Origin of the sequence: Corallococcus sp. CA041A (assembly GCF_003612075.1) — a bacterium.
Classification (GTDB): Bacteria; Myxococcota; Myxococcia; order Myxococcales; family Myxococcaceae; genus Corallococcus; species Corallococcus exiguus.
On record NZ_RAWF01000581.1, the window covers coordinates 1 to 757 of the forward strand.

At 66.8% G+C, this 757-nt stretch carries 1 protein-coding gene; it reads right to left on the bottom strand.

The window, feature by feature from the left end; all coding sequences use genetic code 11:
- Positions 1–532: type II secretion system protein N (locus D7V77_RS42300; RefSeq protein WP_304485894.1), on the bottom strand; the 532-nt coding region annotated here is incomplete at its 3' end.
- Positions 533–757 lie beyond the last annotated feature (225 nt).

A 757-nucleotide genomic window follows, 5' to 3' on the forward strand; every position in this document is an offset into this window, starting at 1 on the left:
GCGGGGTGTAGGCGGCGACGGCTCCGTCACCGGGCTGCCCGTCGATGAACTCGCGGCGGCCGTTGTTGTTGATGATCACGCGCTCGCGTTCGATCTCCATGACGGTGGCGCCCATCAGGTTGTTGCCGATCATGTACGTCTGCGAACGCTGCGTGTTCATGTCCTGGATGGACGCGAAGGACCAGTCCGGGTTGGCCGCGACGAGCGTGCCCAGCAGCTTCACGCGCAGGCCGCTCTTGGCCGGCGGGGCGTTGGCGTCGAACTCCGGCGACGTGGGCGGCTCCCTCACCGCGACCTCTTCCGCGGGCAGCTTCACGCCGGTGAGCCGCGACAGGCGCTCCGCGTCGATGGTGGCAAGGCCGCTGTCCGCGGCGTGGGTGCGCTGCGCGACGCGGGCGGGAGCCTCGGACGCGGGCGCGGGGGAGATGGAGGATTCGACGAACAGGTTCACCGTGCGCGCCGCCAGCAGGGCGACGAGCAGGATGAACAACAGGTTCACGCTCCAGAAGTACTTGCGAAAGAAGAGTTCCATCACGCTTCCGGGAGAAAGCCAGCCCCAGATGGGACCTTGAGCAAGGCAGGTGCCATCGCTGGGCGGGCGTCAAACCCACGACTTACGGCCAAGTCCTTGAAATTATTTCGGAATAGGACGGGGCCCCGACCAGGGAGACAGCCGGGACAGGACGTCCGGACAAATTGTCAAAAGCGGGCGGGGGCCGGTGTGACGGCCTGTCAGTCCGCGTTGGTGGGAGGGGAG